Annotated in this window: 22 protein-coding genes and 1 riboswitch; of the genes, 13 read left to right on the top strand and 9 right to left on the bottom strand. The window is 72.1% G+C overall.

The annotated features are described in order from the left end of the window. Positions 1-73 precede the first annotated feature (73 nt). Positions 74-541, top strand: a complete 468-nt coding sequence (locus AB0H32_RS05975; RefSeq protein ID WP_361114891.1) for a VOC family protein — start codon at positions 74-76, stop codon at positions 539-541. 49 nt (positions 542-590) lie between these two features. On the opposite strand, the gene AB0H32_RS05970 is transcribed toward AB0H32_RS05975, so the two are convergent. Next, the gene (locus AB0H32_RS05970; protein ID WP_361114888.1) at positions 591-1,865 is read right to left on the bottom strand and encodes a tetratricopeptide repeat protein; all 1,275 of its coding nucleotides are present in this window, start codon (positions 1,863-1,865) and stop codon (positions 591-593) included. A gap of 197 nt (positions 1,866-2,062) precedes the next feature. Between AB0H32_RS05970 and AB0H32_RS05965 the strand changes: the two genes are divergently transcribed. Then, on the top strand, positions 2,063-2,650 hold the full coding sequence (locus AB0H32_RS05965; protein WP_361114886.1) for an NAD(P)H-dependent oxidoreductase: 588 nt from the start codon (positions 2,063-2,065) through the stop codon (positions 2,648-2,650). A 182-nt stretch (positions 2,651-2,832) separates the two neighbouring features. Here AB0H32_RS05965 and AB0H32_RS05960 read toward each other — a convergent pair whose 3' ends face one another. The 4 genes from AB0H32_RS05960 to AB0H32_RS05945 all read right to left on the bottom strand — a co-directional run bounded on the left by AB0H32_RS05960 (position 2,833) and on the right by AB0H32_RS05945 (position 7,263). Then, entirely contained in the window at positions 2,833-3,726 is an 894-nt protein-coding gene (locus AB0H32_RS05960) for an ABC transporter permease (protein WP_361114883.1), read from the bottom strand. After that, a complete protein-coding gene (locus tag AB0H32_RS05955) occupies positions 3,713-4,711 on the bottom strand; it encodes an ABC transporter ATP-binding protein (protein WP_361114880.1) in 999 nt (332 codons plus the stop codon). The genes AB0H32_RS05960 and AB0H32_RS05955 overlap by 14 nt, the downstream gene beginning before the upstream one ends. Positions 4,712-4,793: 82 nt before the next feature. Beyond that, on the bottom strand, positions 4,794-5,996 hold the full coding sequence (locus tag AB0H32_RS05950) for a DUF2092 domain-containing protein (RefSeq protein WP_361114877.1): 1,203 nt from the start codon (positions 5,994-5,996) through the stop codon (positions 4,794-4,796). Positions 5,997-6,252: 256 nt separating this feature from the next. Further along, complete coding sequence (locus AB0H32_RS05945; protein ID WP_361114874.1) at positions 6,253-7,263, bottom strand: polyprenyl synthetase family protein; 1,011 nt, start codon at positions 7,261-7,263, stop codon at positions 6,253-6,255. A 532-nt stretch (positions 7,264-7,795) separates the two neighbouring features. Next, positions 7,796-7,993: riboswitch (cyclic di-AMP (ydaO/yuaA leader) on the top strand. Between the two features lie 3 nt (positions 7,994-7,996). Between AB0H32_RS05945 and AB0H32_RS05940 the strand changes: the two genes are divergently transcribed. Next, positions 7,997-8,485, top strand: a complete 489-nt coding sequence (locus AB0H32_RS05940; protein WP_361114871.1) for a transglycosylase SLT domain-containing protein — start codon at positions 7,997-7,999, stop codon at positions 8,483-8,485. 36 nt (positions 8,486-8,521) lie between these two features. Here AB0H32_RS05940 and AB0H32_RS05935 read toward each other — a convergent pair whose 3' ends face one another. After that, a complete protein-coding gene (locus tag AB0H32_RS05935) occupies positions 8,522-9,334 on the bottom strand; it encodes an HAD family hydrolase (protein WP_361114869.1) in 813 nt (270 codons plus the stop codon). A gap of 64 nt (positions 9,335-9,398) precedes the next feature. Further along, positions 9,399-9,860, bottom strand: a complete 462-nt coding sequence (locus tag AB0H32_RS05930) for a carboxymuconolactone decarboxylase family protein (protein WP_361114866.1) — start codon at positions 9,858-9,860, stop codon at positions 9,399-9,401. Positions 9,861-9,933: 73 nt separating this feature from the next. On the opposite strand from AB0H32_RS05930, the gene AB0H32_RS05925 reads away from it, so the two are divergent. After that, complete coding sequence (locus AB0H32_RS05925) at positions 9,934-10,524, top strand: hypothetical protein (protein ID WP_361114863.1); 591 nt, start codon at positions 9,934-9,936, stop codon at positions 10,522-10,524. Between the two features lie 15 nt (positions 10,525-10,539). On the opposite strand, the gene AB0H32_RS05920 is transcribed toward AB0H32_RS05925, so the two are convergent. Together AB0H32_RS05920 and AB0H32_RS05915 are read right to left on the bottom strand one after the other, a co-directional pair. Next, complete coding sequence (locus tag AB0H32_RS05920) at positions 10,540-11,742, bottom strand: FAD-dependent oxidoreductase (RefSeq protein WP_361114860.1); 1,203 nt, start codon at positions 11,740-11,742, stop codon at positions 10,540-10,542. Between the two features lie 46 nt (positions 11,743-11,788). Continuing rightward, entirely contained in the window at positions 11,789-13,039 is a 1,251-nt protein-coding gene (locus tag AB0H32_RS05915; RefSeq protein WP_361115048.1) for an ATP-grasp domain-containing protein, read from the bottom strand. A gap of 270 nt (positions 13,040-13,309) precedes the next feature. On the opposite strand from AB0H32_RS05915, the gene fahA reads away from it, so the two are divergent. From fahA to AB0H32_RS05870, 9 genes are all read left to right on the top strand, one after another. Then, a complete protein-coding gene (gene fahA, locus AB0H32_RS05910; RefSeq protein WP_361114857.1) occupies positions 13,310-14,527 on the top strand; it encodes a fumarylacetoacetase in 1,218 nt (405 codons plus the stop codon). A 109-nt stretch (positions 14,528-14,636) separates the two neighbouring features. Next, positions 14,637-15,488, top strand: a complete 852-nt coding sequence (locus AB0H32_RS05905) for a hypothetical protein (protein WP_361114854.1) — start codon at positions 14,637-14,639, stop codon at positions 15,486-15,488. Next, entirely contained in the window at positions 15,485-15,862 is a 378-nt protein-coding gene (locus AB0H32_RS05900) for a GntR family transcriptional regulator (RefSeq protein WP_361114850.1), read from the top strand. Before AB0H32_RS05905 ends, AB0H32_RS05900 begins: the two co-directional genes overlap by 4 nt. Before the next feature lie 207 nt (positions 15,863-16,069). Next, positions 16,070-17,008, top strand: a complete 939-nt coding sequence (locus tag AB0H32_RS05895; RefSeq protein ID WP_361114847.1) for a M56 family metallopeptidase — start codon at positions 16,070-16,072, stop codon at positions 17,006-17,008. Positions 17,009-17,160: 152 nt separating this feature from the next. Next, positions 17,161-17,970, top strand: coding sequence for a GntR family transcriptional regulator (locus AB0H32_RS05890; RefSeq protein WP_361114844.1), 810 nt, complete (start codon positions 17,161-17,163; stop codon positions 17,968-17,970). 48 nt (positions 17,971-18,018) lie between these two features. Beyond that, positions 18,019-18,246 (top strand): ferredoxin family protein, encoded by a 228-nt coding sequence (locus AB0H32_RS05885; protein WP_030347217.1) that lies wholly within the window; start codon positions 18,019-18,021, stop codon positions 18,244-18,246. Between the two features lie 36 nt (positions 18,247-18,282). Beyond that, positions 18,283-19,626, top strand: a complete 1,344-nt coding sequence (locus tag AB0H32_RS05880; protein WP_361114840.1) for an ABC transporter substrate-binding protein — start codon at positions 18,283-18,285, stop codon at positions 19,624-19,626. Continuing rightward, positions 19,623-20,549 (top strand): ABC transporter permease, encoded by a 927-nt coding sequence (locus AB0H32_RS05875; protein WP_361114837.1) that lies wholly within the window; start codon positions 19,623-19,625, stop codon positions 20,547-20,549. The genes AB0H32_RS05880 and AB0H32_RS05875 overlap by 4 nt, the downstream gene beginning before the upstream one ends. After that, positions 20,533-21,336, top strand: coding sequence for an ABC transporter ATP-binding protein (locus tag AB0H32_RS05870; protein WP_361114835.1), 804 nt, complete (start codon positions 20,533-20,535; stop codon positions 21,334-21,336). The genes AB0H32_RS05875 and AB0H32_RS05870 overlap by 17 nt, the downstream gene beginning before the upstream one ends. The last annotated feature ends 3 nt before the right edge of the window (positions 21,337-21,339 follow it).

Below are 21,339 nucleotides of genomic sequence, written 5' to 3'. Positions count from 1 at the left end.
CGGGCCAGTCGTCGGAGGCGGGCCGGCTGACTGACGCGGGCCGGTTGTCGGAGGCACGCGCTATAAGTGGGCCATGTCGACGCACACACCCGCCCCGGTGCACTGGAAGCTCGTCATCGACGCGGCCGACCCGCATGCGCAGGCCGACTTCTGGGCCGCCGCACTGCACTACGAGGCCGAGGACAACAGCGCCCTCGTCGAGCGGCTGCTGTCACTCGGCGCACTGCCCGGGGAGGCCACCGTCGAGTACCACGGCCGCCCCGCCTTCCGCGACCTGATCGCCGTACGGCACCCCGACGATCCCTACGACCCGGACACCGGCACCGGGCTTGGGCGACGGCTGCTGTTCCAGCGCGTCCCCGAGGCCAAGACCGCCAAGAACCGGCTGCACCTCGATCTGCACCCCGGTGACGGGCGGCGCGCGGACGAGGTCGCGCGGCTCGAGGCCCTGGGGGCGCGGATCCTGCGCGAGGTGAAGGAGCCGGCCGGCGCGTGGGCGGTGATGGCGGACCCCGAGGACAACGAGTTCTGCGTGCACTGACCGCCGAAGGCGGCGTACGGCCGGCTGTCCCCCGGTCACCCGCCTCCGGTCACACCTGTGCCGCCCTGGCCGCCCGGTCGGTCAGTCGCGTCATGCGGGCGCGCACGGACTCCAAGGGGCGAAGATCGTCGGCGGCGGGCCCCGGCTCCCCCGTGAGATCCGTCCACAGGTCGATCAGGTCGTGGCCGAGCCGCAGCCCCTCCTCCGGGTCGCGCACCGCACGCCAGGCGGTGGCCGCGCTCTGCACGTTGCCGTACGCCGCCTCCGCGTCCAGGGCCTGGCGGCGCAGCCGGGCGACGTCCAGGGAGAGGTGGAAGGCACGGACCGGCTCACCCGCCAGATAGGCGATGTAGGCGGTCAGTTCACGCAGGTGCAGCACCTCGGGATGGCGCGGTCCCAGCACACCGGACGCCTCGACGACCGTGCGGTCGGCGAGTTCCGCCGCGGCGTCGATACGACCCTCCCGTACGGCCTCGTTGATCCGCGTCATCGGCCCGGTGAGCAGCTCGGCCCCCTCGGCGGTCTCGGTCACTGGCTCGTCCCCGAGCACCTCCTCGGCCACGGCGTCGAAGCCGCGGGCGGGGGTGGGCGTGGAGGACGTGGCCGGGGCGGGCTCCAGGGCCGCCTCCGGGATGAGCAGGGTGGTCTTCGGGGCCGGCAGCGGGGCCTCGGGGGTCGGCAGCGGGGCGGGCTCCGGGATGCCCGCGGACACCGGGGCCGGTGCGGGCACGGAGACCAGGGCGACCGGGCAGGACACGGGGCTCTCCCCGGACGCGGAGGCCCGCTCGGGCACAGGAACTCCCTCGGGCACAGAGGCTCGTTCGGGCACAGAGGCTCGTTCGGGCACGGAAGCCCGCTCGGGTGCGGCGACGGCGGCGAGATGCCCGGCCGGGGCGTCCGGGGCGGCGGCCGTGGTCGTGGACGGGATCATGACGGGCGGCGGGCCGAACTGCCCCGCGGGCGCCTGTACGGTGCCCGGCGCGCCGAACGCACCCGTCTGCGGCTGCGCCCCGCCCGGCGCCGTCCGCGGAGCGACCCGCACCGGGTCCCCCACCACTCGGCTGGAGCCGTCCGCCGCGACCTCCAGAGGAACCATGCAGCCGGCGCAGTCGTCGTGGATCGTGGCGCGTATGGGGGTGCCCAGGCTGATCGCCAGGCGCTGGAGGTGGTCCAGCACGGCCTGCTGGATCTCCTCGCCCGGCGCGGCCACGACCGCCGTCCCGCCCACCGACGCGCTGCCCGCGCCGGACACCCGGACGTACACCGCCGCAGGGTGTGCCGCGGGCTGCTGCGCCCGCTTCTTCTCGAAGCTGAGTCGAGACATCGGTGTTCCCTCACTCCCCCGGCGTCGCGATCCGGTCGTTACGCGTCCTACCGACCAGTCTGTCTGCTCCGCACGGCTCCTGCGTCACCACGACGTCACAGCATCGCACCAGCCGCACCCTGGAGGGAGATCCATGTGTGTGCATATAATGCACACACCTGTTTTTGTGGCACGTCAACGCTCACTCTGGGGGACCCATGAGCCGTCGTTTCCTCTTCGTCCTGGGCAGCGCCCGCCGTGACGGCAACACCGAACTGCTGGCCCGCAAGGCCGCCGAGCAGCTGCCCGGGGAGGTGGAGCAGCAGTGGATCCGCCTCGCCGACCTCGCGCTGCCCGACTTCGTCGACCTGCGCCACGACAGCGACCACGTACGCCCGGAGGCGGACACCCCCACCGGTCTGCTGCTCGACGCCACCCTCGAGGCGACCGACATCGTGATCGCCACGCCGCTGTACTGGTACTCGGTGTCCGGCCTCACCAAGCGCTACCTGGATCACTGGTCGGGCTGGCTGCGCACCCCCGGCCTCGACTTCAAGGCCACCCTGGGCGGACGCACGCTGTGGGGTGTCACGGTCCTCGCGGACCGGGAACCGTCGGTCGCCGATCCCCTGGTCGGCACGCTCAACAACTCGGCCGCCTACCTGGGGATGCGCTTCGGCGGGGTGCTGCTGGGCAACGGCAGCGGGCCCGGGGACGTGCGCACGGACTCCGAGGCGCTGACCCGCGCGAAGACGTTCTTCGCGCGGGAGGCACCGCTCGCCCGCTTCCCGTACCAGGACGCCTGAGACACCCCGCGTGCCCGGAACGGCCCGCGTGCCCGGCACGCCCGGCACGAACGCGCGAACGGCGCGAACCGCTCGCTCCTGCGCGCCAGACGGCGAGCGCACTCGGCGCACCCGGGCGTCTGTCCCGCCCTGCGCGCAGACGCCCTGCGCGCAGACGCCCTGCGTGCGGACGGCCTGCGTCCCTACGCGTTGATGTCCTTCGTCGTGAAACGCGCCCAGGCCGCCGAGCCGAACACGGCCGCGTACAGCGCCTGGAGACCGAGGTTCTTCACCAGGTCGTCCCAGTAGACGGGGTCGCGCACCAGGTCGGCGAAGGACAGCCAGTAGTGCGGGAAGAGGTACGGCTGGAGCGCGTGCAGCTGGGGTATCTGGTCGAGGATCTGGACGGTGATGAGCAGGCCCACGGTGGTCGCCATCGCCGCGATGCCGCTGTTGGTCAGGGTCGACACGAACAGGCCGAGGGCGGCGATGCCGACCAGTGAGGCCGCGACCACCAGGGCGATCAGCAGCGCCCGGCCGAGGCCATCGGCGAAGCTGATACGGGTGCCGGAGATGGTCATCAGCTCGCCGAGCGGGAACAGGAGCGCACCGACGAGCAGTGCGGAGACGGTCACGACCAGGGTGGCCAGCACACAGAAGGCCATGACGGTCGTGTACTTGGTGAGCAGCAGGCGGGTACGGCCGGCCGGCGCGACCAGCAGATAGCGCAGGGTGCCGCCGCCCGCCTCGCCCGCGATCGCGTCGCCCGCGACGACGCCCACCGCCATCGGCAGGAAGAACGGCAGGGTCGCGGCCAGGGCCGTGAACACCAGGAACAGGCCGTTGTTGGTGATCTGCGCGATGAACGCCGGGCCGTTCCCGCCCTCCGGACCGCCCGTCGAGCCGCCCCGCGTCTGGACCTTCACCGCGATCCCGATCAGCACCGGCACCGCCGCCAGCACCCCGAGCAGCGCGAGCGTGCGCCAGCGGCGGACGGTGGTGACCAGCTCACTGCGCAGCAGCCCGAAGGTCCACAGGGGGCTCGGACGACCGGGACCTGCCGCCGCCGGTGTGCCGAGCGCCTCAGCCCGCGACATCGAAACCCTCCCCCGTCAGTGCCACGAACGCGTCCTCCAGGGAGGCCCGTTCGAGCGTGAAGCCCCGGACCCGGACGCCCGCCGTGACCAGTGCCGCGTTCACCTCGGCGAGGTCGTGTACGGGCGGCTCGCCACTCACCCGCTCGCCGTCCACGGTGACGTCCGCGACGCCCTGTTCCTTCAGTGTCCGGGCCGCCTCGCCCGGGTCCGGTGTGATCACCACCAGCCGGCCGCGCGCGCCGGCCGCCAGGTCCGCCACCGCGCCCTGCGTGACGAGCCGGCCCTGCGCCATCACCGCCGCGTGCGTGCACACCTGCTCGATCTCGTCGAGGAGGTGGGAGGAGAGGAAGACGGTCGTGCCGTCGGAGGCCAACTCGCGGATCAGGGCGCGTATTTCGCGCATGCCCTGCGGGTCGAGGCCGTTGGTCGGCTCGTCCAGGACGAGCAGGCTGCGGGGCTGGAGCAGGGCGGCGGCCAGGCCCAGGCGCTGCTTCATTCCGAGGGAGTACGCCCTGGCCTTCTTGCCCGCGGCCGCGGCGAGGCCCACCCGGTCCAGGGCGGCTGCGACGCGGGCGCGCCGGGTGCGCGGGTCGGCGGTCGGGTCGGCGGCGTCGTAGCGCAGCAGGTTGTCCCGGCCGGAGAGGAAGCCGTACAGGGCCGGGCCCTCGATCAGTGCGCCGACCTGCGGGAGGACGGCGCGGGTGGCCCGGGGCATGGGGCGGCCCAGCACCCGGGCCGTGCCCGAGGTCGGCTCGATCAGGCCCATCAGCATGCGGATGGTGGTGGTCTTGCCGGAGCCGTTCGGGCCGAGGAAGCCGAAGACGCTGCCCGCCGGGACGGTCAGATCGAGGCCGTCGACGGCGAGTTGTCCGCCGCGGTAGCGCTTGGTGAGGCCGAGCGTGGCGATGACGGGCCCCCGCTCGTCCTGTGCGCCCCGCTCCGCCGCGCCCCCCGAGTCCCGCTCCGTGGCGGACGGTTCGTCCATCGGTCCCTCGATTCGTCGTGTCCCGGGAGCGCACCCGGGGCCTGCGAAAAGCCACCCGGGCTCCCCGCAGGCCCCGGGAGGGTCACTTCCCTTCGTTCGCCGCCTTCACCAGGGCGTCCTTGGTGACCGCGCCGGCGTACACCTTGCCGTCGTCGGTGATCAGGGCGTTGACCAGACGGGTGGAGAAGACCGTGCCCTTGCCGAACTTGCCGGAGACCTGGTCGCCCAGCGAGCCGAGGAAGCCGCCGAAGGCACCGCCCTCGGAACCGGACGGCAGGGCGCCGCCCTTGGCGCCGGTGTCGAAGGTGGCGATGGACGTCCAGCCCTTGCCGAGCACGGTGGCACGGTCCATGCCCTTGGCGAAGCCCTCGCCGGACTTCGGGGCGTGCTCCGGCGCCTTGGACTTCTGCTTCTCCTCGGTGACCTTCGCGCCCTTGGGCGGGGTGAAGTCGAAGGCGGAGGCGGCCGGCTTGGCGAAGGAGACCTGGGTGAAGCCCGCGTCCAGCACGGCGGCGCCGCCGCTCCTCGGCGTCAGCGTGAACTTCAGCGGCTGGCCCGTCTTCGCGTCCACGGCGATGCTGATCGCGCCGACCGTGGTGCCGGACTGCTTGGGCTTGATCAGCAGCTTGTAGGCGTCGCGTCCGGCGACCTGGACGGTGCCGTCGACCGTCACGGACGTGGTGTCGTCGACCGACTTCAGAGCCTCGTCGGCGAAGTCCTTGGGCGTGGCCGGCGGCTCGGCCCGGTGCTTCCTGCCGGAGTCGGCGGCGGTGCCGTGGTAGACCTCGTTGCTCTTGCTGTCGTAGCCCCACACGTTCTTGCCGTTGTGGATGATGCTGTACTCGGCGCCGCTCTCCAGCAGCGAGAGCTTCTGCCGGTCGGGGCCGTCGGCGGCCACGCGCAGGGTGTGCGTGCCGGAGACCAGCTCGGTGAGCTTGGCCTTGGGGTCCGCGGAGGAGCCGTCGCCGCCGCGCTGGGCCGCCCCCGAGGCCAGGCTGCTCTCCAGGCCGCCGAGGTTCGGCAGGCCGAGGTCGGTGGTGACCTTCACCGTGCCGGACAGCTGCTGCACGTCCGACTTGGCGATCTTCTCGATGAGCTGCTGTGCGGTGATCTTCGGCAGGTCGGGGTCACCGGAGGCGGCGAGCGCCGGGACCAGCCCGATCGTGGCCGCCGCCACCCCCACCACCGCGACCGGGACCGCGTACCGGGCGGCCTTGCGGCGTCCGGCGCGCAGGTCCTCGTCCTGCGCGATGCCCGCTGCGTCGTCGGATTCGTACGGTGCCATCTGTGCCTTACCTCCGTCGTCGGCGGCGGCTGTCCTCACGCTGGTCCACCTGAGCCGCCATTCTCACCCGAATCGGTGAGGAGTGGTGATTTCCGTGGTCTCCATCTGACCAAATCGGCCGCGCGGAAGCGTCAGACCTCGGAGCCAACTCCGTGTACGCCTGCGGTATGACACATGAGGGCGGCGTCTCCCCCGACCCGTAGGGGTCGTGCGGGAGACGCCGCCCTCGCGCTCGTTGCGGGCATGCCGCCCCGGGTCAGCCGGCCCGGTGCACCACCGCGTCGCACAGCTCGGTCAGCGCAGCCTTGGCGTCGCACTCCGGCAGCGGGGCCAGGGCGGCCCGCGCCTCCTCCGCGTACCGGACGGTGTCCCGGCGGGCCTGCTCCAGGGCGGGGTGCGCGCGCAGGGCGGTGAGCGCCTCGGCGAGCCGGGCGTCGTCGCTGAGGTCGGAGTCCAGCAGCTCGCACAGCGCGAGGTCCTCGGGCAGGCCGAGGCGGGCGGCCCGCTCGCGCAGCCGGAGCACGGGCAGCGTCGGGATGCCCTCGCGCAGGTCGGTTCCCGGGGTCTTGCCGGACTCGCGCGAGTCGGAGGCGATGTCCAGGACGTCGTCCGCGAGCTGGAAGGCGACCCCGAGCCGTTCGCCGTACTGGGTGAGCACGTCGACGACCGTCTCGTCGGCGCCGGACATCATCGCGCCGAACCGGCACGAGACCGCCACCAGCGATCCCGTCTTGCCGCCGAGCACGTCCAGGTAGTGCTCGACCGGATCGCGGCCGTCCGAGGGACCCGCGGTCTCCAGGATCTGCCCGGTGACCAGCCTCTCGAACGCGAGGGCCTGCACCCGTACCGCCTCGGGGCCGAGGTCGGCGAGGATCTGGGAGGCGCGGGCGAAGAGGAAGTCGCCGGTGAGGACCGCGACGGAATTGCCCCAGCGCGTGTTGGCGCTGTCCACGCCGCGCCGCACGGCCGCCTCGTCCATGACGTCGTCGTGGTACAGCGTGGCCAGGTGGGTCAGCTCCACGACGACGGCCGACGGTACGACGCCGGGCGCGTACGGGTCGCCGAACTGCGCGGCAAGCATCACGAGCAGCGGCCGGAACCGCTTCCCACCGGCTCGTACGAGGTGCTGCGCGGCCTCCGTGATGAACGGGACCTCACTCTTGGTGGCTTCGAGCAAGCCTTCCTCGACAGCCGCCAATCCGGCCTGGACATCGGCTTCCAGAGCCTGGTCCCGCACGCTCAGCCCGAACGGCCCGACGACGGTCACGAGGGGTCTCCTGTCTGCTGGTGTCTGCTGGCGGTTACGCGGTTTGTCGATAGGTCGCTGCCATCACTCAAGTCAGCGTATCCGGTCCTGTTTCGATCACCGATAGCGCCCACCGGTCCAGGCCGGGCGCTATCGGATCACGGCCGCTATGTTCTTGATCATCTGATAACGACGGACATCTATTGACTTAACAGCAACTGGTCCGATTTGTCGCGAACCGGGCCGTGGGCGAATTACTCCTTTTGCGTCATGCGCAGCAAATCCCTCTAATCCCGCATGTCTGATTTGGTACACTTTGCCATTTCGTGAGTTGGGTCACGCGGGCAGGTATATCCAGCCATCCGGCACAACCCCCTTCCGCCCTTGCCCCGCAAGGCCAGTTGAGGATTGGCAACAGCAAAGGATCAAGTTGCCCATACGGGACAGACCAAGGTCAACTGGCACGTTGGGTGAATCCGGTACTTGTTCCGGACATGTGCTCTCGCATAGCTTCCCGGCACGTCAGGCGGACGCCGAATCCTGCCGCGTCTGACACCACCCATCGACGAACTCATTCGTACGGCAGGAGCGGGGGACCCAGGTAAGCCGCCGGACCGGCCGGCACATGCGCAGATGCACATGTCGTCACCGGAACGGCTAGGGGTGAAGCCGTGCCTTCCAGGAGGCACGGCCGGGCACTCCCCGGGCCCGAACCCGACAGCTCACCTCGCAGGCGACGGAGAGGGACAACGCCATGCCTGCTGCCGCTCAGCGCCTCCGCAACCGCACCAACCGCCTCGTCCGCACGCTCGCCGTGGCCGGCACCGGTGCCGCCGTACTCGCCCTTCCCGTCATCGGCGCGACCAGCGCGTCCGCCGCCACCCCCGCGGCCACCACGCCCTCCACCACACTCGCCGGGTACCCGAACAACCTCGACGGCTGGATCCGCGAATCGCTCGCGATCATGGCCGAGAAGCACATCCCGGGCACCTACAACGGCATCTACCGCAACATCATCCGCGAGTCCTCGGGCAACCCGAACGCCATCAACCTGTGGGACTCCAACGCCGCCAAGGGCATACCGTCGAAGGGCCTGCTCCAGGTCATCGACCCGACGTTCAACGCGTACCACGTGGCCGGCACGTCCTTCGACATCTACGACCCGGTCGCGAACATCACGGCCGCCTGCAACTACGCGGCCGCGCGCTACGGGTCGATGGACAACGTCAACGGCGCCTACTGACGAACGCCCGCGGCGGGGCCCCTGCTGTTATCCCGGTCAGTCGGTCGGGAACAGTCTTTCGAGGACGACGGCGATGCCGTCGTCCTCGTTCGACAGGGTGACCTCGTCGGCGGCGGCCTTGAGCTCCGGGTGGGCGTTGGCCATGGCGACGCCGTGCGCCGCCCAGTCGAACATCGGGATGTCGTTGGGCATGTCGCCGAAGGCGAGGGCCCGCCCGGCGGGGATCTCGAGGTGGTCGGCGGCCAGCGCCAGCCCCGTCGCCTTGGTGACACCGCACGGCTGGAGTTCCACGGTCCCCGGCCCCGACATCGTGACCGTCGCCAGCGAACCCACCGCCGAGCGCGCGACCGCCGCCAACTCGTCGTCGGACAGTGTGTGATGGCGCAACAGCACCTTGCTGATGGGCTCGCACCACAGGTCGTCGCGGCGGCCGACCCGCACGGCCGGCAGGGTCGGGTGCGGCATCAGATACCCCGGCTCGATCAGCGTGAGCCCGTCCACGCCGTCCTGGTCGACGGCGGCGTAGACCTGCCCCACCTCGGCCTCGATCTTGCCGAGCGCGGTCTCGGCCAGTTCCCGGTCCAGGCGCACCGACCACAGCAGGCGGTCGGCTCCGGCGTCGTAGACCTGCGCGCCCTGCCCGCACACCGCGAGCCCCGTGCACCCGAGGTCCTCCAGCAGGGGCCTCACCCGCGGGGCCGGGCGGCCCGTCACCACCAGATGCCGGGCACCGGCCCGCACCGCCCTCGCGAGTGCGGCGAGCGACCGGTCGGAGACGGTGTCGTCACCGCGCAGCAGTGTCCCGTCCAGGTCCGTGGCGATCAGTGCGTATGCGGGGGGTGCGGCCATGATCAGAGAATACGGACAGTGCGCCCCACCGACTCACCCTGATGTTCCCGCACTTGTCTGCTTCTCACCCCCAAGTGGTGCCCGCGGGCTCCTTGATGGTGGTGTTGATGCGGTTGAACATGTTGGTGAGCGAGATGGTGAGGATCAGCGCCGAGAGCTGCTTCTCGTCGAAGTGGTCGGCGACTTCGTCCCACAGCGCGTCCGGCACCGGCTCCTCGCAGCGGTCGGCGAGCCGTGTGACCCGCTCGGACAGCTGCAGCGCCGCGCGCTCGGCCTCGGTGAAGAAGGGCGCCTCGCGCCAGGCGCCGACGGCCGCGATCCGCTCCTCGCTCGCACCGGCCTTGCGCAGGTTGACCGTGTGACCGTGCGCACAGGCGCTGCATCCGTTGATCTGGCTGGCCCGCAGCCCGACGATCTCAGCCAGCTCCTCGGGCAGTCCGCCCTCGCCGACCGCCTGGAAGATCGTGCCGATGCCCTTCAGCGCGGCCGGGAGGACGTACGCCGGGTTCGTCATCCGTGCCTGCATGGTGCTGCCCCCTGAGTGTCAGTGGTGCTCGCTAGGTTGTGTTCACTGCACTGACGGAACGGGGGCGGACGTCGTGACCGATCGGCACGGAGATTTTTCGGCGCATCTTCTGGAGGCTTCGACCGGTGTCCTGGAGCGCTTCCCCGAGGAGCTGAAACCGGAGATCTACGCCCTCTCCTTCCGCATCTGGCGGGTGGACGACGACGAGCGCCGCCCGTACGTGGCCATCGGCTACAACACCGAGACCCAGTACGAGCAGGAGAAGCGCCACGGAGACCCCGGCGAGGCCCGCTGGAACTACGCGTGCTGGCTCCTGGACGGCTTCGAGATGCTCGGGAACGTCCCCGAGGACCCGGCCGGCGCCCGGCTGTACGCCGCGGAGGCCGAGGATCTCGGGCTGTGGTTCGAGGAGGACGACGACAGCGACGGCGATCAGGCCATTCGGCGCGAACTGCTCGGTGAGCACTTCGCGGGTGCCTGCATCGAGCTGGCCCGCCGGCTGCACGCGGAGGGCCGGATCGAGAAGGTCCTCGGCCGTCCGCTGCCCGTCGTGATCTTCGACATGTACTGCCCGGGCTGGGAGGTGGAGGCCACCGAGGCCGCCAACCCGCCCGAGCTGATCGCGGAGTTCCTCCGGTGGCAGCGGGCGGGATGGGAGGCGTAGGGCTGCTTCCGGGCCTCAGGGGTGTGCCGCCGCCAGATGCCCGGCCAGGCGCGGCGAGGCGAACTCCGTGCCGCAGACGAAGCGCATCACCGGGCCGTAGGAGGACGCCGCCGGGAGTCCGGTGAAGTACAGGCCGGGGACCGAGGAGACGTAACCGGCGCCGAGCCTGGGGGCGCCCCGGCTCACCGCGAGGCGGGTGCGCAGTTCGTGGCCGAGGAAGTCCATCGCGGCGATGCTCACGCGGTAGCCGGTGGCCGCGATGACGTGGTCGGCGGGCAGCTGATCGGTGTGTCCGCCGTGCGTGCGCACGGTGAGGACCGGGGTGCCGTCCGGGGCGTCGGCGCCGAGCACCCGCTCGACGTCCTGGACCTGGACCTTGTCCTCGAAGCGGTCGCGCAGCCACCAGGCGCCGAGCGGGCCGAGGACCCGGCGGACCAGGTAGTGGCGGGTCCGGGCGGGCAGGAAGCGGTACGGGTGCGGGTAGTGGCTGAGCGCCCACAGGGACCAGGCACGGCCGAAGGGGGACTCGGGGCGGAGCCTGGGCTGGTCCCAGGGCGGAGCCCCGAAGGCGACCCGGCCGCGGCCGCGCGAGACGACCCGCACCTGGGCTCCGGCCTCGGCGGCCAGGGCCGCCGTCTCCAGTGCGGACTGGCCGGCGCCGACGACGATCAGCTCCTTGCCGGCGAAGCGGGTGAGGTCGTGGTGCTGGGAGCTGTGGGAGACCGGTCCGGTGGGCGCCGGTCCGTCGGCCGCCGCTGCGGCCAACTCCGCCGGAAGGTGGGCTAGCCCGGACAGGCCGGTGGCGACCACGACCGCGCGAGCGGTGAACAACTCACCCGAGTCCAGCTTGAGTTCGAACCCGCCGCTCCTGTCGCGGTCGACGGAGACGACGCGGACCCGCTCCAGGTCGGGCAGCAGCTTGTGCTGGAACCACTCGCCGTAGGCGATGAAGGTCTCCACCGGGATGATGTCCTCGTCGGTGACCAGCCGGCGGATGCCGGCCGCGTCGCAGTAGTCGGCGAGGGTGTGTCCGGGCTGCGGGCAGTCCAGACTGGAGGCGGCAGGGGTCGACTTGAGCAGCATGCCCTCGGGCATGTGGTCGCGCCAGCTGACCATGGTGTCGCCGAAGACGCGGACGGGGATGCCGCGCGCCCGCAGGTGGGCGGCGGTGGACAGGCCGAACGGCCCCGCCCCGATGACTGCAACCGGTCGAATCACGAAGTCCCTCCCCAGAGACACGGTGCGCCACCTCGGGTGGCCTTGCCTACTTCGTGGCGGTAGTGGTGCTGCTGCCGCGGCGGTGGGTCCGCCACAGCTGATAGAGGTGCTTCGCGCCCGGGCGCACGAAGCGGGCGAGCATCGTGAGGAACGGCAGCGGGTCGTCACCCGCGAGCCAGGCCAGCTCCGTCCCGCTCGCCCTCGCCGGTGCGTGCGGCGTCGTGTAGCCGCTGCGGCGGTAGGCGAGGAGGGCGGGCAGGTCGATGTTCTCCACGATGTAGCGGTGGCCGGCACGCTGCTCCCCCTCCGGAACGGGCCGGCCGGTCAGGTTCAGGTGCATGGCGCGGACGACGTCCACTCCCGACTCGTTCTCGAAGAGCCGGAACTGGGCGCCCATGCGCGGATTGAAGTCGAGGAGTTTGTACTGCCCGTCGCGCCGGTCGAAGCGCAGGTCGAGATCGATGATGCCGCTGAAGCCGATCTGCTTGATGAAACGCGCGGCGAGGTCGGCGAGTTCCGGGTTGTCGACCACGTACGCGTTCGCCGTCATGCCCGCGTGCGGCGGCCAGGAGCGGACCTTGACGCCGGTGAACAGGGCGAGCGGGGCCGAGTCCGCGTCGAAGCACGCGTGCACGATCCAGTCCTCGGCCTCCTCCCTCGGCAGGTACTCCTGGAGGATCACACCCGGTTGCTCGCCCCAGTCGCGGGCGAGGGTGAGCAGGCCCTCGCGGGTGGCGATCCGCGTGGTGCCGTTGACGGCGGGCCGTCTGCGCCGCACGAACGCCTCCCGGTTCTTGGCCACCACCGGGAAGCGGGCCGTGTCGGCGAAGGCGACGATCTCGTCGTACGACTCCGGGAACGCGGCCGCGGGGCTCGCGATGCCGTGTTCCACGCACAGCTCGTGCAGGCCCTGCTTGCTGGCCAGCCTGCGGGGCAGTGCGGGGTCGACACGCGGGAAGAGAAAAGAACCGGCCAGTTCCTCCTGGTGCTCGGCGATCAGGACGGCGGCCTCCTCGTCCGTCGGGATCAGGACGGCCGGACGGCCGATCCGGCGGCCGATGCGCAGCAGGCCCTCGACCAGGTGGCCCGGCTCCTCGGCACCGGTCGTGGGCCAGACGAACGACCGCTTGAGATAGCGGGAGGAGGCCGCGGGGGTGTAGGGATCCTCGGTGATCGCATACATGGGGACGCCGAGGCGGCCCAGGCTGCGGATCGCGCCGACACCGCCGTGGTGCAGCGGATAGTCGCCGAACTTGACGATCAGTCCCGGCACATCACGGTCCGCCTCGAAAGGCACACTGACGGCGTTTCCGGCCACGGGTCCCCCCACGTGTCCCCCCTACGGACCGGACCCACCCCGTCCGTGTCCCCCAAAGGACGCTAAGCCGGAATTGCCGCCTCCGACAAGGCCTATTCGGACATTGCGAACTCTTTAGTCACTGTTCGGGCAACCTTTCGCGCACCCCGTGGGGCACTGCCCAAGACACCCGCCTCAGCCGTAACGTGTGGCGCGATCACATGGAACGCATCGCCATGCATGGCCCGGATGAGAGTGAGGCAGTACTCCATGCCCCCCTTCGACGTCCCCGAGGGCGACCCCTTCGGCCCGCACAACCTTCCCTACGGCGTGTTCTCGCCCTCCGGCAGCACGGAGCGGAGGGTCGGCGTCCGGCTCGGTGACCATGTCCTCGACGCGGGCGCCGCGGCCGCCGCGCTCGGCTCACCGTACGTCTCCCTGCTCGCGCAGCCCACGCTCGGCGCGCTGCTGGCGGCCGGGCGCACGGCCTGGTCGGACGTGCGGCGCGCGCTGACGGCCTGGGTGACGGTGCCCTCGCACCGGTCGACGATCGAGGCGCTGTTCCACCCCCTCTCGTCGGTGACCCTCCATCTGCCCTTCGACGTTGCGGACTACGTCGACTTCTACGCCTCCGAGAACCACGCCCGGAACGTCGGCCAGATCTTCCGCCCCGACGCCGAGGACTCGCTGACCCCCAACTGGAAGCACCTGCCGATCGGTTACCACGGCCGCTCCGGCACCGTGGTGGTCTCGGACACGGACGTCGTACGGCCGTCCGGGCAGCGCAAGGCCCCCGCCGACCCCGCGCCCGTCTTCGGCCCGTCCGTCCGCCTGGACATCGAGGCCGAGGTCGGCTTCGTGGTCGGCGTGCCCTCCGAGCAGGGAAGGCCGGTGGCGCTGGGCGACTTCCGGGAGCACGTCTTCGGGCTGTGCCTGCTGAACGACTGGTCGGCACGGGACATCCAGGCCTGGGAGTACGTCCCGCTCGGCCCGTTCCTCGGCAAGTCCTTCGCCACCTCGGTGTCGGCGTGGATCACCCCCCTGGAGGCGCTGGAGCACGCGCGCGTGGCGCCGCCCGAGCGCACGCACCCGCTGCTGCCCTACCTGGACGACTCGGCGGCGGACGTCGAACCCGGCGGCTACGACCTGCGGATCTCCGTCTCGATCAACGGCCATGTGGTGTCCGAGCCGCCGTTCTCCACCATGTACTGGACGGCCGCCCAGCAGCTCGCCCACATGACCGTGAACGGGGCCTCGCTGCGCACCGGCGACCTGTACGGCTCGGGCACGGTGAGCGGCCCGGACGAGAACCAGCGCGGCAGCCTGCTGGAGCTGACCTGGAACGGCCGGGACCCCCTCGAACTCCCCGACGGCAAGCGGGCGTTCCTGGAGGACGGGGACGTCGTGACGCTGTCGGCATGGGCGCCGGGGGCGGACGGCGGCCGGGTCGGACTCGGGGAGGTCAGCGGGCGCATCGTGTCGGGGTGAGCCGAAGGTTGTAGCAACCGTTTGACACAAATCCGCCGGGGCGGCATCTTGTACTCACCACTTGATACAAGTGGTGAGTACAAGACAGTTGCTTTCACGGGGGTTCGTCATGGCTGATACCGACCTTGGTGCGACCGCTCCGGCGTCCCGCGCACCCGTCGACCGCTACGCGCGCTGGACGGGCCTGGTCGTCGGCGCGCTCGCCGGGCGCTGGCTGACGTCGCTCGACCACGACGAGGGCGTGCTGTACGCGGTCTCGGCCTTCGGGCTGTGCGCGGTGGCCGGGGTGCTGGCGGGCGACGCGCTGACCCCGCCCGCGCGCGGCGCCGTCCGCACGGCCGGGCTCGCCCCGCGCCGGGTCCGCGACTACGTGCCGCCCCGCCTCACCCGGCTGCTCGTCGCCCTCGCCGGCGCGCTGGTGGTGTTGCTGGTGGCGGCGGGCGCAGTGGCGGCGCCGGACGACCTGGGCCGGGCCGGCCGTGCGCTCACCCTGACCTGCCGGGGCGTGACCCAGTCGAGCGGCCCCTGGCCCGGCCTCGCGTACGGCCTGCCGATGCTGGCCTCCCTCGCCGTCGCCACCGCTGCCTGCGGCTGGTCCCTGAGGCGGATCACCCGTCGGCCCGGCGACGAGCAGTCCCGCCGCGACCGCGCCCTGGCCGTCGTCGCGGCCTGGGGGCTGGTGGTCTCCACCTCACTGCTCGGCGCGGCCTCCACGGCCTCCGGCGCGCTGGTGAGTCTGACCTGCGACGGGACCGTGGGGACCGTGGCCAACGCGGTGCTGTGGCCGCTGGCGGTGATCGCGTTGTTCACCGTGCCGTGGGCGCTGGTCACCGTGTGCTCGCCGCGCGCCGCCCGGGGGCGGGGAGCCGACGGAACGGGCCGACGGTGGGCACTTGGCCGGACGAGCCGGAGCGACGCGCGGTGGATACTTCGCCGGGCGGGCCGGGGCGGCTCACGGTGAGCGGCGCCGCCGTGCGGGTCGACACCACCAGCCACGTCCCGCCCTACGAACAGATCCGCGCCCAGCTCGCCGGCCTGATCACCACCGGCCGCCTGCCGGAGGGCGAACGGCTGCCGACGGTACGGCAGCTGGCGGCCGACCTCGGGCTCGCGGCGGGGACGGTGGCCCGGGCCTACCGCGAGCTGGAGGCGGCGTCCCTGATCCGGACCCGGCGCGGCGCGGGCACGCGCGTGGCCCCGCTGCCGGCACCGGCCCACCGCCCCGACCCTGCCGAAATCGCCGCGCTGGCACGGGAGTTCGTGGGACGGGCACGGGCGCTCGGGGCCACGGAGGAGGCGGTGACCGCGGCGGTACGGGCAGCGTTGCGGGGGTAGGAGTGCGTCCCGGGACACGGAAGGGCCCGGCGGGAGCACTGCCGGAGGCACGGGGCGGGCGCGATCGCTGCCGGACACCTGACTCCTGCCCCCTGTCCCCGTCATACTGACGGGGACAGGCACCATCCACCACGCGATGCCCCCCGTGCACCGCCCCGCACCGCCCGACACCCGCACCCGTCTCCGACCAGGAACCGGAGCCCCGGCATGACCGTCTGCCTGCTCCTGCTGAGCGTCCTCGCCCTGACGGCCGCCGTCCCGGCGCCGCGCGCGCTGACCCGGGCCGTCTGGCCCGAGCGGGACCCCGTGGTCGCGTTGTGGGTGTGGCAGTGCCTGGTCGCCACGGTGCTGCTGTGCTGTCTGACCGCACTGGTCCTGGGCGCGGCGGCCGTCTTCCACACCGTCCGCGACCACGTGTTCGCCCCCGCCCCGCCCGCCGTCACCGCCGCGTACGACCTGTCCGCGGCCCCGGTCTGGGCCGTCGCCCTCACCATGCTGCTGGCCTGCGGGGCCGCCTGGACGACGGCGATGCTCGCCCGGGAACTCGCCGAGGCACGCCGCCGCCGTGGCCGGGCCCGGGCACATCTGCGCGAGCGCGCCCCCGACCTGCCCGCGGGGCTGCCCGCGGCACGCGGACCGATGCTGGTGCTGGAGGACGAGTACCCGGACGCCTGGTGGATGCCGGGCCACCCGCCCCAGCTGGTCGTGACCACCGGGGCGCTGCACCGCCTCACCGACCACCAGCTGGACGCGGTCCTCACCCATGAGCGCGGTCACGCCCGCGCCCACCACGACTGGCTGCTCCACCTGTCCACCGCTCTCGCCACGGGCTTCCCGCGCGTCCCGCTCTTCGCCCACTTCTGCGACCAGACCCACCGGCTGGTCGAACTGGCCGCCGACGACACGGCGTCCCGCCGCTGCGGCCACCTCACCACCGCCCTGGCGCTCATCGAGCTGAACCAGCACCGCGGCGTGCTGTCCTGCGCCTCCAGCCGCCGCCTCCTCGGCGAGCGCGTGGACCGGCTGCTGGAGCCCCCGCCACGGCTGCTGCGCCGGCACCGGGCACTGACGACGACGGTGGCCGCGCTGGTGCCGTTGCTGCCGCTCCTGATCACGTTCGCTCCCGGGCTGAGGGCCCTGAACTGACTCCTGGACGCGGGCCGACGCAGCCGGCCGGGTGGCAGATCTTCCCTTCCTTTCGGACGAAATCCCAGGTCAGCGGCCTGCTCGACGATCCCTCAGCTGGCGCAACACTCCGGCAACACCCCCTTCCCCACCTGCTCGGTATGGTTCCAGCCATGCCACCCACCGAACGCCTCCGAGACCATGCCGGTCAGGGCGCCGCGACCACCGTCGCCGCCCACCGCGCCCGTCGCCGGCTGCGTGCGGACCGGGCCCGGCAGCTCGCCGACCTGCTGCGCCGCCAGCTCCTCACCGGCGCTTTCACGGGCGGCGCCCTTCCCCACGAGTCCACCCTCGCCGCCGACTACCGCGCCTCCCGCAACACCGTCCGCCAAGCCCTGGACCTGCTCCGGGCGGAGGGCCTGGTGGAACGGCTGCCCGGCGTCGGCACCGTCGTCGTCGCCCAGAAGTACCCGCACGGGCTCGACCACCTGATGGGCCTCGCGGAAACCCTCCGCGAACACGGCCGTGTCACCAACGAGGTCCGCACCATGGGACCCGCCTGCGCCCCCGCTCCGGTGGCCGAACGCCTCCGCATCCCGGCCGGCGCCGACGTCCTCTGCATCGAACGCCTGCGCCGCCTCAACGGCCTCCCCCTCTCCCTCGACCTCACCTACATCCCGCTCGACATCGGCACCGCCCTGCTCGGCGCCGATCTGGAGAACACCGATGTGTTCCGGCTGCTGGAAACCGTCACCGGCCAGCGCCTCGGCCACGCCGAGATCACCCTGGAGGCCGTGAACGCGGACGCCCACTCCGCCGCCGTCCTCCAGGCCCCGCGCGGCGCCGCCGTGCTGATGCTGGAACGTCTCACGCACCTCGCCGACGGCCGCCCCGTCGACCTGGAGTTCATCCGCTTCCGCGGCGACCGCATCACCATGAGCGGCCTCCTGCACCGCGCTGTGCAGCTTCCGGCCGCCCTCTGAACAACTCCTGCCCGTAACCCCTGCCTGACCCGTTTCCCGGAGACAGCCATGCCTTTGGCGCCCCAGCGGGCCGACGTGCCCGTGACCATCGACGAGTCGAAGTGCATCGACGGCTGCACGCTGTGCGTCGACATGTGCCCGCTGGACTCCCTCGCCATCGACGAGAGCAGCGGCAAGGCGTACATGCACGTCGACGAGTGCTGGTACTGCGGCCCGTGCGCGGCGCGCTGTCCCACCGGTGCCGTCACGGTCAACATGCCCTACCTGCTCCGCTGACCCTTCCGACCTGCTCCGGTGAGAGGCCGAACCACCATGAAACGCATGGCAGTTGCCCTGTCCGCCGCCGCGCTCCTGCTGCCCCTGTCCGCCTGCGGCGGCAGCGCCGAGGCGGGCAGCGGCTCGACGGTCACCGTGACCGTCGGCTACCAGTCCAAGACCATCAACACGGTCACCGCAGGGACCCTGCTCCGCTCCCTTGGGTACTTCGAGAAGCAGCTGAACTCCCTCCACGACGGCCACACCTACAAGGTCGACTGGCAGGACTACGCCACGGGCGCCCCGATCACCGCCCAGATGACCGCCGGGAAGATCGACATCGGGTCGATGGGCGACTTCCCGCTGCTGCTGAACGCGGCCCGCGGCAAGCAGCTCGGCCGCCCCACCCATCTGGTGTCGGTCACCGGCTACAACCTGCGCGGCGGACTCGACACCGTGGTCACCGCCCCGGACTCCAAGCTCACCTCCCTCACGGACCTCAAGGGCAAGAAGGTGTCCACGAGCATCGGCTCGGCCGCGGACGGCACTCTCGTACGGGCCCTGCAGCGCGCCGGCATCGACCCGGACACCGGCATCTCGAAGCTCAACCAGCAGCCCGCCGTGGGAGCTTCGGCCCTCTCCGCCGGCAGTGTGGACGCGCTGTCGCAGTTCGTCGCCTGGCCGGGCCTGCTCGCCTACCAGGGCAAGGCGAAGGCCCTGTACGACGGCGCCCAGCTGAACCTCCCCACGTTCCACGGCGTCACCGCCCGCGAGGACTTCATCCAGAAGCACCCGGCCGTCCTGGAGACCTTCCTCAAGGCCCAGGCGCAGGCCACGGACTACCTCGACGACCGCCCCGTGGCCGCCGCCGAGAAGGTCGCCGAAGCCACCGGCCTGCCCGCCGAGGTGGTCTACCTCTACAACGGCGCCCACGGCATCGCGACCTTCGACCCGGCCGTCAAACCCAGGCTCGTCTCCGCGCTGAAGCAGGACGTCTCCGTGCTGAAGGCGGCCAAGCTGACCGGTGACATCGACGTGGACGCCTTCGTCGACGACCAGTACGTGAAGAAGGCGCTCGGCGCCGCCTACGCCCGGCAGCTCACCGCCGCACCCGCACCGGCAGCCGGCGAGGTCTGGGCCAAGGGCAGCGAGAAGACCGTCTCCTTCACGTCACCGAAGGCGCTGCTGGCCTACGTGGCCGGGCACCGCAGCGGCATCCGTGCCGCCTATGTCCCCGACTCCACCACCGGCACCCTCTGGTTCGCCGACAGGGCGGTCTGGGTGGCCGACGGCGACCGGCTGCTGCCCTTCGTGGCCCCGGCGACCGCACAGGCGTACATCGCAGCGCACGCCGGCGCCCGCACGGTCTCCTACAGCGACGCGCTGGGACGGTCGTCATGACCCGGCGGCCGCTCGCCCGGTATGCGCTGCGGGTGGCGTCCCTGGCCACCGCGCTCGGCCTGTGGCAACTGCTGACCAGCCTGGACATCGACCTGTGGCTGCGCTTCTCGCAGTTCCCGACGGTCACCGACGTGGCCCGGGCCTTCGCCGAGCGGCTCTCCGGAGCCGACTACTGGACCGACCTGACCGACAGCCTCACCCGGATCCTCACCGGCTTCGCGCTGGCGGCCGTCCTGGGCGTGGCGACGGGCGTGCTCGTGGCCCGCTCGCGCCTCGCCGAGGACCTCCTCGGCCCCCTCATAGAGGTCGTCCGCCCGATCCCGGCGATCGCCCTCGTCCCGGTCGCGATCCTCCTGTTCCCCTCCAACGAACAGGGCATCGTCTTCATCACCTGCACCGCGGCCTTCTTCCCCGTGCTGGTCTCCACCCGGCACTCGGTCCGCGCCCTCACCCCGGTGTGGGAGGAAGCGGTGCGCACGCTCGGCGGCGGCCGGCTGCGGATCCTCGGCTCGGTGGTCCTGCCGGGCGCGCTGCCCGGCATCTTCGGCGGCCTGTCGGTCGGCATCGGTGTCTCGTGGATCTGTGTGATCTCCGCCGAGATGATCTCCGGCCAGTACGGCGTCGGATACCGCACCTGGCAGGACTACACGGTCGTGAACTATCCCGGCGTCTTCGTCGGCATGGTCACCATCGGTGTGCTCGGCTGGGTCACCTCCACGGCCGTGGAACTTCTCGGCCGGCGCCTCACCCGCTGGCTGCCCCGTACGTCGTACGACCCCGGCGGCAGGCCCCGCACTCCGGTGTCCCGGGTCGCCGCCCCGGTCGCCGTGAAGGCAGACGGCGACCCCGAGCACCAGGCCGAGGTCCAGCACCAGGGCCACGACGACACCGAGCAGGAGGCGCGTGATGAGCACCTCGTCTGAGACGGTCGGGACTGTCGCGGCCCCGGCCGCGCCGGCGTCGGCGCCGGCCGGCGTACGCGGAACCCGGCTCACGCTGCGGGCCGCCGTCCTCGGCCGGCCCGACGCACCGGTCCTGCACGACGTCGGCCTGGACGTCGCACCCGGCGAGATCCTCACCGTCGTCGGCCCCTCCGGCTGCGGCAAGTCGACGCTGCTGCGCACGCTCGCCGGGCTGCTGTCCCCGCTCGTGGGGGCGGCGGAGCAGGACGGCCGCCCGCTGACCGGGCCGTCGGCCGACCGTGCGCTGGTCTTCCAGGAGGACGCGCTGCTGCCCTGGCGCACCCTGCGCGGAAACGTCGAACTCCCGCTCGCCATCAGCGGCGTACCGCGCGCCGAACGCCGCGCCCGGGCCGAGTCCTGGCTCGGCCGCGTCGGCCTCACCGCGCAGGCAGGGCAGTTGCCGCACCGCGTGTCCGGCGGGCAGCGCCAACGCGCCCAGTTGGCCCGCGCACTGGCCGACAGCCCGCGCGCGGTCCTCATGGACGAACCCTTCGGCGCCCTCGACGCACAGACCCGCTCCGGCATGCAGGACCTGCTGGTGGAGGTGTTGCGCGGCACGGGTGCGACCGTCGTCTTCGTCACCCACGACGTGGACGAGGCGCTCTTCCTCGGCGACCGCGTCGCCCTCCTCGGCGCCGGCCGCGTGGCCTCCGTACGCGACGTACCGCGCCCGCGTGACCGCGGCGCCCTCGACGACCCGGCCCGCGTGGCCCTGCGCCGCGACGTCCTCTCCTCGCTCGGCATCTGAAAG

The organism is Streptomyces sp. NPDC020362, assembly GCF_040642095.1.
In the GTDB taxonomy this organism is placed as follows: domain Bacteria; phylum Actinomycetota; class Actinomycetes; order Streptomycetales; family Streptomycetaceae; genus Streptomyces.
The sequence above is the reverse complement of the archived record's forward strand: the minus strand, read 5'-3'. Positions and strand labels throughout refer to the sequence as shown.

Excerpts from the sequence above, each read along its gene's own strand:
- AB0H32_RS05965 (WP_361114886.1), top strand. The coding sequence starts at position 2,063 with ATGAGCCGTCGTTTCCTCTTCGTCCTGGGCAGCGCCCGCCGTGACGGC.
- AB0H32_RS05880 (WP_361114840.1), top strand. The coding sequence starts at position 18,283 with ATGAAACGCATGGCAGTTGCCCTGTCCGCCGCCGCGCTCCTGCTGCCC.
- AB0H32_RS05955 (WP_361114880.1), bottom strand. The coding sequence starts at position 4,711 with ATGGACGAACCGTCCGCCACGGAGCGGGACTCGGGGGGCGCGGCGGAG.
- AB0H32_RS05935 (WP_361114869.1), bottom strand. The coding sequence starts at position 9,334 with ATGGCCGCACCCCCCGCATACGCACTGATCGCCACGGACCTGGACGGG.
- AB0H32_RS05885 (WP_030347217.1), top strand. The coding sequence starts at position 18,019 with ATGCCTTTGGCGCCCCAGCGGGCCGACGTGCCCGTGACCATCGACGAG.
- AB0H32_RS05875 (WP_361114837.1), top strand. The coding sequence starts at position 19,623 with ATGACCCGGCGGCCGCTCGCCCGGTATGCGCTGCGGGTGGCGTCCCTG.
- AB0H32_RS05950 (WP_361114877.1), bottom strand. The coding sequence starts at position 5,996 with ATGGCACCGTACGAATCCGACGACGCAGCGGGCATCGCGCAGGACGAG.
- AB0H32_RS05975 (WP_361114891.1), top strand. The coding sequence starts at position 74 with ATGTCGACGCACACACCCGCCCCGGTGCACTGGAAGCTCGTCATCGAC.
- AB0H32_RS05930 (WP_361114866.1), bottom strand. The coding sequence starts at position 9,860 with ATGCAGGCACGGATGACGAACCCGGCGTACGTCCTCCCGGCCGCGCTG.
- AB0H32_RS05905 (WP_361114854.1), top strand. The coding sequence starts at position 14,637 with ATGGCTGATACCGACCTTGGTGCGACCGCTCCGGCGTCCCGCGCACCC.
- AB0H32_RS05940 (WP_361114871.1), top strand. The coding sequence starts at position 7,997 with ATGCCTGCTGCCGCTCAGCGCCTCCGCAACCGCACCAACCGCCTCGTC.
- AB0H32_RS05870 (WP_361114835.1), top strand. The coding sequence starts at position 20,533 with ATGAGCACCTCGTCTGAGACGGTCGGGACTGTCGCGGCCCCGGCCGCG.
- AB0H32_RS05970 (WP_361114888.1), bottom strand. The coding sequence starts at position 1,865 with ATGTCTCGACTCAGCTTCGAGAAGAAGCGGGCGCAGCAGCCCGCGGCA.
- fahA (WP_361114857.1), top strand. The coding sequence starts at position 13,310 with ATGCCCCCCTTCGACGTCCCCGAGGGCGACCCCTTCGGCCCGCACAAC.
- AB0H32_RS05895 (WP_361114847.1), top strand. The coding sequence starts at position 16,070 with ATGACCGTCTGCCTGCTCCTGCTGAGCGTCCTCGCCCTGACGGCCGCC.
- AB0H32_RS05890 (WP_361114844.1), top strand. The coding sequence starts at position 17,161 with ATGCCACCCACCGAACGCCTCCGAGACCATGCCGGTCAGGGCGCCGCG.
- AB0H32_RS05960 (WP_361114883.1), bottom strand. The coding sequence starts at position 3,726 with ATGTCGCGGGCTGAGGCGCTCGGCACACCGGCGGCGGCAGGTCCCGGT.